Origin of the sequence: Polaribacter glomeratus (genome assembly GCF_002954665.1) — a bacterium.
Classification (GTDB): domain Bacteria; phylum Bacteroidota; class Bacteroidia; order Flavobacteriales; family Flavobacteriaceae; genus Polaribacter; species Polaribacter glomeratus.
In genome coordinates this window covers 1,660,157-1,670,454 of the sequence record NZ_MSCM01000001.1, presented here as the reverse complement: position 1 = coordinate 1,670,454, position 10,298 = coordinate 1,660,157, and the positions used below count along the sequence as shown (strand labels likewise).

Genomic DNA, 10,298 nt, shown 5'->3' with positions numbered 1-10,298 from the left:
AAAACTAAACCATGGGAGATATTTCTAAAGACATAAAATCGAAATTTACTAGTAGTAAAGTAAAAGCGTTAATTAATATAAAGTATACTTCAAATTGGTTAAGTAGCAGAGAAAATGAGTTTTTTAAACCTTTCGGGATTTCGCCTCAACAATATAATATTTTAAGAATTTTACGTGGTGCAAAAGAACAAATTAAGGTGCAAATTGTAAAAGACAGAATGATAGAAAGAGCGCCAAATGCAACTCGTTTAATGGACAAATTGTGTGATAAAAATCTAATAGAAAGAGAACGTTGTGAGCATGATAGAAGAGTAGTGTATGTTAAAATTTCGCAGGTTGGTTTAAAATTATTATCAACGATTGACGAACTAAAAAACGTGTCTTTTTTAGATAATTTATCCGAAGAAGAAGCAACTACTTTAAGTAATCTTTTAGATAAAATAAGATAAAAAAATTTGTATAAATATTTTCCTTGGAGAATAAATAAAGCACCGTAAAGATCGAAATGTCAGTTCAAGTGATTCCGATTTTAATCGGAATTATATCGAGAACAATTAGCAAAAAAATCATGAAAATTTATAAATCAATACAACATATAGTAAAAAGTCCGCTGGTAAATATGGGGCCAATAAAACTGCGTCAACCTTTACCAACAGAAGGAATTGAAAATTTAGATCCGTTTTTGTTATTGCATCATTACGGCCCTTATGCAATAAGCGAATTTTCAAACCCTTTCGATTTAGGTCCGCATCCTCACAGAGGTTTTGAGCCAATTACGTTATTATTTAAAGGCGAACAATTACATCGAGATTCTCTAGGAAATGAAATGGTTGTAAAAGCAGGTGGCGTTCAATGGACGACCGCTGGACGTGGAATTATTCATGCAGAAGCGCCAACCAAAGAATTTGTGAAAAAAGGTGGTGATTTAGAGGGAATTCAGTTGTGGTTAAATTTGCCTGCAAAAAACAAAATGATGACGCCTAATTATCAGCATTTAGAAGAAAATCAAATTCCGAAACTAATATCCGAAGATAAAAAAGTGCAGTTAAATATTATTGCTGGAAATCAGGCTTTAAAAACAGGATTGATTAAAACTCAAACAGAAGTAAATGTTTTTACAGCAACTGCTGATGAAAACGGAAAGCTAGAAATAGAAATTCCGCAAAATCATCAATCTTTAATTTATTTATTAGAGGGAGAGATTTTGGTAAATAATTCTGATATTTTAAAGAAAGGAGAAAATCAAATGATAACTTTTTATCAAGACGGAACTAAAATTCAGTTTGAAGCAAAAAAACAAAGCACTATTTTAATTTTATCAGGAGAACCTATTAAAGAGAAAGTTACGCAATATGGACCTTATGTAATGAATACGCAAAAAGAAATTTTAGAAGCAATGCGCGATTTTCAACAAGGTAAAATGGGCTATTTATATTAATATTTGGGCGTTACTTAATCCTGAAGGCATTCAGGACCAGGGTCGCGCTTTCGGCAGTCGCTATTTTCTGAAAAAGAAAATGAGCTTCAACAAATGCCTCAATCCCTAACGCAAAAAAAAAAAAGGAAATAAAAATGAAAAAAATACTTCATAAATCAACTACAAGAGGATTTGCAAATCATGGTTGGTTAAAATCGAATCACACATTTAGTTTTGCAAATTATCAAAATTTAGAAAGAATGAATTTTGGAATGCTACGTGTTTTAAATGATGATGTTGTGCAACCAAATATGGGTTTTGGCACACATCCGCATAGAAATATGGAAATCATTTCTATTCCTATTTCTGGCGCGTTATCTCACAAAGATAATATGAACAATCAGCGAGCTATTGAAGTTGGGGAAGTACAAGTTATGAGTGCAGGAACTGGTTTAACGCACTCAGAATTTAATCACAGTAAAACAGACGCTGTTAACTTTCTACAACTTTGGATTATTCCGCAAGCAGAAAACGTAACGCCACATTACAATCAAAAAATGTTTGACAAAGCTGGGCGAAAAAATAAATTTCAAGTCTTAGTTTCACCAGTAGATAAATTAGTTGAAGGTTCATTGCCAATGCATCAGCAAGGTTATATTTCAATGATTGATTTAGATCCAGAATTTGAAACTGAATACCAACTAAAAAACGGAGCTTACTTCTTTTTAATCGATGGAGAAGTTTCGATTGCGGATCAAATTCTAGAAAAAAGAGATGCAATAGGAATTATAGAAACAGAAAAAGTAGTGATAACGGCAAAAACGAAAAGTAAATTATTGATTATAGACGTTCCTATAAATTAAATAAAACAGATATTTTTTAAATTGTAAAAAACCAAAGAATCAATTTCTTTGGTTTTTTATTTTCAGAAAATAAACATATCTTGCAATGTATTATGCGTGCATAATAGATTTAAGATAAAACAGATGAAATACAAACATATTTTTGAGCCATTAGATTTAGGATTTACAACCTTAAAAAATAGAATTTTAATGGGTTCTATGCATACAGGTTTAGAGGAAGAGAAAAACGGAATCGATAGAATTGCTGCCTATTATGCAGAAAGAGCAAAAGGCGGAGTAGGTTTAATTGTTACAGGAGGTATTGCGCCAAATATTCAAGGTTGGACAGGTCCTTTTGCCGCAAGAATGTCTACGCTAAAACATGCAAAACATCATCAAAAAATAACAGCAGCAGTTCATAAAGAAGGAGGTAAAATTTGTATGCAAATTTTACATTCTGGTCGTTATGGATATCATCCTTTTAGTGTTGCACCTTCTAAAATAAAATCGCCAATAACACCTTTTAAACCTTTTAAATTAACACAATCAGGAATCAATAGAACTATTCGTGATTTTGTAAACTGTGCAGAACTTTCTAAAATAGCAGGTTATGATGGAGTTGAAATCATGGGGTCGGAAGGGTATTTAATCAATCAATTTATTGCAAAAAGAACCAATAAAAGAACTGATAAGTATGGTGGAGAATATGAAAACAGAATGCGTTTACCTATCGAGTTGGTTAAGCAAACCAGAGAAGCTGTAGGCACAGATTTTATTATTATTTACAGATTATCAATGTTAGATTTGGTTGAAGGAGGAAGTTCTTGGCAAGAAGTTGTTCAGTTAGGAAAAGAAATTGAAAAAGCAGGCGCAACGATTATAAATACAGGAATTGGTTGGCACGAGGCTAGAATTCCTACTATTTCAACATCGGTTCCGAGAGCTGCATTTACGTGGGTCACTCAAAAAATGAAGGAAGAATTGTCAATTCCGTTGATCACTTCCAATAGAATTAATATGCCAGAAACTGCTGAGAAGATACTAGCAGAAGGTCACGCCGACATGGTTTCTATGGCGCGTCCGTTTTTAGCAGATCCTGAATGGGTAAATAAAGCAGAAGCTGATAAAAGCGATGAAATAAATACTTGTATTGGTTGTAATCAAGCGTGTTTAGACCATGTTTTTGAACAAAAAGTAGCAAGTTGTTTAGTAAATCCAAGAGCTTGCCACGAAACAGAACTCAATTACAATCCAACAGAAAATAAGAAAAAAATTGCAGTAATTGGTGCAGGTCCGGCAGGATTGGCTTTTTCAACAATCGCAGCCCAAAGAGGACATGATGTTACTTTATTTGATGCAGATAAAGAAATTGGTGGTCAATTTAATATGGCAAAACAAATTCCAGGAAAAGAAGAATTCTACGAAACGATTCGTTATTTTAATAAACAAATTGAGCTTCAAAAGGTTACTTTAAAATTAAATACTAGAGTTTCTGCGGATGATTTATTAAAATTTGATTTTGATGAAATTATTATTGCAACAGGAATTTTACCAAGAAATCTAAAAGTTGAAGGAATTGATAACAAAAAAGTACTTAGTTACATTGATGTTTTAAAGCATAAAAAACCAGTAGGAAAAAGAGTTGCCGTAATTGGTGCAGGAGGAATTGGTTTTGATGTATCAGAATATTTGGCGCATGAAGGAGAATCTACAGCGCTAGATATTGATGCTTGGTTAAAAGAATGGGGAATCGATAAAACGCTACAATCTAGAAGCGGAATAGAAGGTGTTAAACAAGAAGTACATCCATCACCAAGAGAGATTTTTATGTTTAAAAGAAGCAAAGGTAAATTTGGTGGAAATTTAGGTAAAACTACAGGTTGGATTCATAGATCTACTTTAAAAATGAAAAATGTTCAATTTATAAATGAAGTTTCTTATACAAAAATTGATGATATCGGTTTACACTATATAGAAAATGAAGAAGCAAAAATTTTAGAAGTTGATAACGTAATTATTTGTGCAGGACAAACTCCTCTAAAAGAATTGTATCAACCTTTATTTGATGCTGGTAAAAAAGTACAAGTTATTGGTGGTGCAGATTTTGCGTCTGAATTAGATGCAAAAAGAGCTATTAATCAAGCAACAAGATTGGCTGCAAGTATTTAGTAAAAGTTTAAATAATATTATAGTACATTTATAGAATAATAAAATTTTTATATGAAATCATTCTCTATTGAAGAAATAGCTGTGCTTGTAAACGGTGAACAAATTGGCAATTGCAATGATCAAATTAATGCGCCAGAGCAGATTGAAAACGCCATTAAAGGGAATATTACTTTTATTGGAAGTTCTAAATATGTTGGTTTATGGGAAAAATCGAATGCGAGTTTAGCACTAGTTTATGAGGGTATACCTATTTTACCCGGAGAAGGAAAAGCATTTATAAAAGTAAAAAATCCGGATTTGGCAATGGCGGTTTTATTAGACGCTTTTGAACCAGAGCCTCCTTTTTTTGAAACAGATATTCATCCAACCGCGGTAATAGACAAAACTGTAAAACTAGGAAAAGGTTGTAAAGTTGGCGCGAACTCCTATATTGGTAGAAATGTAGTATTAGGAGATAATGTTACCATTTATCCTAATGTTTCTGTTTTTGATGACTGTACAATTGGTAATGAAACTGTTATTTGGTCTGGAACAGTGATTAGAGAACGAAGTAAAATTGGAAGTCATTGTATTTTTCACTCAAATGTAAGTATTGGTTCAGATGGTTTTGGATATAGACCAAGTGAAGATGGTAGAGGTTTGGTGAAAATAAAACATATTGGTAATGTTGTTATCGGTAACGGTGTTGAGGTAGGATCTAATTCTTGTATTGATCGTGGTAAATTTAGCTCTACTATTTTAGGTGATGGTTGCAAGATTGATAATTTAGTTCAAATAGGGCATAATTCTGTTTTAGGAAAATGCTGTATTATGGCAGGAAATAGCGGTTTAGCAGGTTCTGTAACGCTAGGAGATGGCGTAATTATTGGCGGAAGTGCTTCTATAAAAGACCACGTTACCATTCATTCTGGCGCAAAAGTAGGTGCTGGTTCGGGCGTTATTGCAGACGTACAGGCTGGTAAATCTGTAGTTGGTTATCCTGCATGTGATTCTAGAGAAAAAATGAAACAATGGGTGGCTTTGCGTAAACTTGGTAGAAATTAAGTTTTTATCCTTATCACTTTTTAATAGACTAACCTTCATTGCTTTTTACCAATGGCTTTAATTTGGCAGTACCAAATAATTAACGATATTTGCCAGACAAACTAACGATTTACGAATTATGGGAATGAATAAAAATACGGTCCTTGGTTGGGCAACTTTTTTAATGCTTTTTATGGGAGTTGTACTAATATTAATGGGTGCTTACAGATACAATGATGTTGCTGGCTGGGGGTTTGCAACTGTGGGAATTGGTTTTTTCTGTATTGCTTGGGTATTTAATGCCTTAAAAGGAAGAGTATAAAAGTCTACATTTTCTTGTAGCAGTTTTCAAATTAAATTTTAAAAATAGTATATAATGAGCGACGATAAGAAAGTAATCTTTTCGATGAATAAGTTGTCTAAAACTTATCAATCAACAGGAAAACAAGTTTTAAAAGATATTTATTTAAGTTTCTTTTATGGTGCAAAAATTGGTATTCTTGGTTTAAATGGATCAGGAAAATCTACTTTATTAAAAATTATTGCAGGCGTAGAGAAGAATTTTCAAGGTGATGTCACATTTGTGCCTGGTTATAAAGTTGGGTATTTAGAACAAGAACCACAACTAGATCCAGAGAAAACAGTTTTAGAAATTGTTAAAGAAGGTGTTGCAGAAACAGTTGCTATTTTAGACGAATACAACAAAATTAATGATATGTTTGGCTTAGAAGAAGTATATTCTGATGCTGATAAAATGGAAAAACTAATGAATCAGCAAACGATACTTCAAGATAAAATTGAAGCAGCAAATGCTTGGGAATTAGATACCAAACTAGAAATTGCAATGGACGCTTTAAGAACGCCAGATGCTGATAAAAAAATTGGCGTACTTTCTGGTGGAGAAAAAAGAAGAGTTGCGTTGTGTAGATTGTTATTACAAGAACCAGAAATTTTGCTATTAGATGAGCCAACTAACCACTTAGATGCCGAATCTGTACATTGGTTAGAGCATCATTTAGCACAATATAAAGGAACTGTAATTGCAGTAACACATGATAGATATTTCTTAGATAATGTTGCTGGTTGGATTTTAGAATTAGACAGAGGTGAAGGAATTCCTTGGAAAGGAAATTACGCGGCTTGGTTAGATCAAAAGTCTCAAAGAATGGCACGCGAAAGTAAAACAGCTTCTAAGCACCAAAAGACTTTAGAACGTGAGCTAGATTGGGTTAGACAAGGGGCAAAAGGTCGTCAAACAAAGCAAAAAGCACGTTTGAAGAACTATGATAAGTTAATGAGTCAAGATCAAAAGCAAGTAGATGAAAAGTTAGAAATCTATATTCCTAACGGACCAAGATTAGGTACAAATGTTATTGATGCCAAAGGTGTTTCTAAAGCTTTTGGAGATAAATTATTATATGAAAATCTAGAGTTTAGTTTACCGCAAGCAGGAATTGTTGGAATTATCGGTCCCAATGGAGCAGGAAAAACAACCATTTTTAAAATGATTATGGGCGAAGAAACTCCAGATGCGGGTAGTTTTGATGTAGGTGAAACTGCAAAAATAGCTTATGTAGATCAAGCACATTCAAACATCGATCCAGAGAAAACTATTTGGGAAAATTTTTCTGATGGTCAAGACTTAGTGATGATGGGAGGAAAGCAAGTAAATTCTAGAGCATATTTAAGTCGCTTTAATTTTTCTGGAAGTGAGCAAAACAAAAAAGTAGATACTTTATCGGGAGGAGAAAGAAACAGATTGCATTTAGCAATGACCTTAAAAGAAGAAGGGAATGTTTTACTTTTGGATGAGCCAACAAATGACTTAGATGTAAATACATTAAGAGCCTTAGAAGAAGGTTTAGAAAACTTTGCAGGTTGTGCAGTGGTAATTAGTCACGATAGATGGTTTTTAGATAGAGTTTGTACACATATTTTAGCTTTTGAAGGAGATAGTCAAGTGTATTTCTTTGAAGGATCTTTTTCTGAATATGAAGAGAACAAGAAAAAACGTTTGGGCGGAGATTTAATGCCAAAACGTCTTAAGTATAAAAAACTAATTAGATAAAAAAAATCCTCATTATAAAAATGAGGATTTCGGATTAATTAATAGTTGGGGATCATGCGTGCATTCAAAATTACATATTTTAAATGATGTATTTATTAGGGAAAACTCCCTTTTATTTTAGGAAAAACCCCTTTTATTAAATTTTTAAAAAGTAAAATTTAATGTAATAGAAAACAGATGAAGTCTAAACTTAGTCTGTTTTTTTATTTTCACTTTTTGCTGATTAGTCAAAAAAAATCTGATGTTAAATTGATTAGAGGTATTCTTTTTACAACTTCTAAAGGTTTTATAAATAGTGGAGTAATTTAACAGTATTTATTAAGTACCGTTTAATTATTATAAATCCTTGTATAGTACAAAAACAGACTAAATGTAAACACTTAGCCTGCTTTTTGGTTTTAGATGCTCCCTAATTCATCTAAAATCAATCTTATTATATTTTAAAAATTTTATATTCTTAGTATATAATTGTTATTAAGATGTAAATTAATGGAAACTAAATCATCTTGCCTAAAATAATGGGGTTAGATTTCTAATCGATTAACTTAAGTGTTTGTAATTAAGTTATTTAAAGGGATTATTTTTTTTACTTGTATCTCCGTTTTTTGCATTAAACTTGTTGAAAGTATTTAGAAAATAAAATTTAGTTGAATTAGCGCAAACTTACTCTCTTTTTAATAATGTATGCAAGCACTAAAAAAATACAGGTTTTAAAGAAAACTATTAAATTGTTTTGGCTATAAAGTTTAAAGATATTCGTGCTTTTAAATCTAGAGATGTTTTTTATTGAACTTTTATCATTCTATCGTTCTTAAATAAATCTTTGCGTAGTTCTATGTTTTTAAAACCTTTTTCTTTTAACATCGTCAAGGTTTCATTTCCTAAATATTGATTAATTTCAAAAAAAAGCAATCCGTTTTCAGTAAGATTTTCTTTTGCTAAATCTGCAATTTTATCATAAAATAATAACGGATTCTCATCAGGAACAAACAAAGCTAAATGAGGTTCATTTTGTAAAACATTAGGCTGTATTTCTGCTTTTTCCAGTTCTCTTACGTACGGCGGATTTGAAACTATAATATCAAAGTTTATCTCATTTTGCTGAAGTTGTTTTAGTACTTCATCCAAAGAGTTAACTTTTAAAATATCAGTTTGTAGAAACGTAATTTTTACGGTATTTATATCAGCATTTTTTTTTGCAATTTTTAAAGCATCCGCAGAAATGTCAATTGCAAATACAGTTGCAGTAGGTAAATTTTTAGCCAAAGCTATGGGTATGCAACCCGTTCCTGTGCCAATATCTAAAATATGTAAAGGAATAGAACCTTTTATGCTCTGCAGTTTTTTAGTTTCTTCTAAAATCCATTCCACTAATTCTTCGGTTTCAGGTCTTGGTATCAACGTATTTTCATCCACTAAAAAAGGATAACCATAAAATTCAGTATTACCAATTATATATTGAATGGGTTCTTGATTTTTAAGCCTTTTCAAGGCTGTATTTAAAGTAGAAATATGTGTGTTTTTAATCTCATAATCAGGATGTAACGTAATGTCAATTCTTTTTAAACTTAGATATTCCTCCATTAATATAAAGAAAAAAGAATCTATTTCTGTTTTCGGATAAATAGAAGAAAGTTGTTCTATCAAATTTACTCGATACTCTTTTACGGTCATCAAAATTTGTATTTTTTTTCCTAAAATTGTGTCTTTATAACGTTTTAAGCATCCAAACATTACAAGAGTAATGCCCTGTGTTTCCTATAGGTTTATCAAGATTTATAAAACCATTTTTATAATATAAAGCTTTTGCAGACTCCATATATGGCATGGTTTCTAAATAGCAATTTTCAAATCCTAGATCTTTTGCTTTTTGCAAACAGGTCGTAATTAATTTAGTTCCCAAACCTTTTCCTCTAATAATTGGTAAAAAATACATTTTTTGAAGCTCACAGGTTTTTCCTTCAAAATTATCTAATTGTGCAATTCCTGCGCCACCAACAATTTTACCATCTTGCTCTATAACAAAATACATAGATGTTGGTTTTTGAAAATTTTCAAACATTTCATCAGTAGCTTTATCCTCATAAGCAGTGCCAACTTTTGGTACGCCTAATTCTACTAAAACGTTTCTAATTACTTGCGCAACTTGCAAATTATCTTGTTGCGTAATTTCTCTAATGATAAAATCTTTATTTGTCATTTATTGCTGTATTTTTGCGAGGGCAAGTTACCTGTTTTTTTAATATTTTTTGATGAAAAATGCACTCTTTTTAGTCGGTTTATTTTTAGTTATTTTTAGTTGTTCCGTTAAAAAACCACCCGTTTTTTTAAAGGTTGATGATATTAAAATCCTCAGTTTTTCATCGGACACCATTCGATTGCAAGCAAATGCTTATTTTCAAAACCCTAATGATGTTGGTGGTAAAATTTCTACGGATGATATTTCTATATTCGTAAATAATGTAGCGGTTGCACAGGTTTTTTCAGAGGAGTTTAAAGTGCCAGCAAAAATTGATTTTTCGATTCCTTTAACAGCAAAAATAGCAACAAAAAATATTTTAAATTCTGATAAAAACGGAGTTTTAGGTGGTTTGATAAACTCTCTTTTAACAAATAAAGTAAATGTTAGAATTAAAGGAAAGCTAGATTATGTTGTTTTTGGCTTTAAAAAAGAATTTTTGGTTGACAAAACTGAAGAAATAAAAATTAAGTTTTAAGCAGCGTTTTGCTACTTTCTTCTAAAATATACAAAATATCAATCACGAATTTTACATAAAAC

Annotated in this window: 10 protein-coding genes; 8 read left to right on the top strand and 2 right to left on the bottom strand. The window is 31.5% G+C overall.

The window, feature by feature from the left end:
• The first annotated feature begins 11 nt into the window (after positions 1 to 11).
• The 7 genes from BTO16_RS07095 to ettA all read left to right on the top strand — a co-directional run bounded on the left by BTO16_RS07095 (position 12) and on the right by ettA (position 7,519).
• Positions 12 to 449: a MarR family winged helix-turn-helix transcriptional regulator gene (locus BTO16_RS07095; RefSeq protein ID WP_105020922.1), complete on the top strand. Its 438-nt coding sequence runs from the start codon at positions 12 to 14 to the stop codon at positions 447 to 449.
• A gap of 119 nt (positions 450 to 568) precedes the next feature.
• Positions 569 to 1,438, top strand: a complete 870-nt coding sequence (locus BTO16_RS07090) for a pirin family protein (RefSeq protein ID WP_105021541.1) — start codon at positions 569 to 571, stop codon at positions 1,436 to 1,438.
• Between the two features lie 134 nt (positions 1,439 to 1,572).
• On the top strand, positions 1,573 to 2,280 hold the full coding sequence (locus BTO16_RS07085; protein ID WP_105020921.1) for a pirin family protein: 708 nt from the start codon (positions 1,573 to 1,575) through the stop codon (positions 2,278 to 2,280).
• 123 nt (positions 2,281 to 2,403) lie between these two features.
• Entirely contained in the window at positions 2,404 to 4,428 is a 2,025-nt protein-coding gene (locus tag BTO16_RS07080; protein WP_105020920.1) for an NADPH-dependent 2,4-dienoyl-CoA reductase, read from the top strand.
• 51 nt (positions 4,429 to 4,479) lie between these two features.
• Entirely contained in the window at positions 4,480 to 5,472 is a 993-nt protein-coding gene (lpxD, locus tag BTO16_RS07075) for a UDP-3-O-(3-hydroxymyristoyl)glucosamine N-acyltransferase (protein ID WP_105020919.1), read from the top strand.
• Between the two features lie 118 nt (positions 5,473 to 5,590).
• On the top strand, positions 5,591 to 5,773 hold the full coding sequence (locus BTO16_RS07070; RefSeq protein WP_105020918.1) for a CAL67264 family membrane protein: 183 nt from the start codon (positions 5,591 to 5,593) through the stop codon (positions 5,771 to 5,773).
• Between the two features lie 54 nt (positions 5,774 to 5,827).
• Positions 5,828 to 7,519, top strand: a complete 1,692-nt coding sequence (gene ettA, locus BTO16_RS07065; protein WP_105020917.1) for an energy-dependent translational throttle protein EttA — start codon at positions 5,828 to 5,830, stop codon at positions 7,517 to 7,519.
• Positions 7,520 to 8,302: 783 nt separating this feature from the next.
• Here the strand turns inward: ettA and prmC are convergent.
• Together prmC and BTO16_RS07055 are read right to left on the bottom strand one after the other, a co-directional pair.
• Complete coding sequence (prmC, locus tag BTO16_RS07060; RefSeq protein ID WP_105021540.1) at positions 8,303 to 9,193, bottom strand: peptide chain release factor N(5)-glutamine methyltransferase; 891 nt, start codon at positions 9,191 to 9,193, stop codon at positions 8,303 to 8,305.
• Positions 9,194 to 9,227: 34 nt separating this feature from the next.
• Positions 9,228 to 9,719, bottom strand: coding sequence for a GNAT family N-acetyltransferase (locus BTO16_RS07055; protein ID WP_105020916.1), 492 nt, complete (start codon positions 9,717 to 9,719; stop codon positions 9,228 to 9,230).
• 52 nt (positions 9,720 to 9,771) lie between these two features.
• On the opposite strand from BTO16_RS07055, the gene BTO16_RS07050 reads away from it, so the two are divergent.
• The gene (locus tag BTO16_RS07050) at positions 9,772 to 10,236 is read left to right on the top strand and encodes a hypothetical protein (RefSeq protein ID WP_105020915.1); all 465 of its coding nucleotides are present in this window, start codon (positions 9,772 to 9,774) and stop codon (positions 10,234 to 10,236) included.
• Positions 10,237 to 10,298 lie beyond the last annotated feature (62 nt).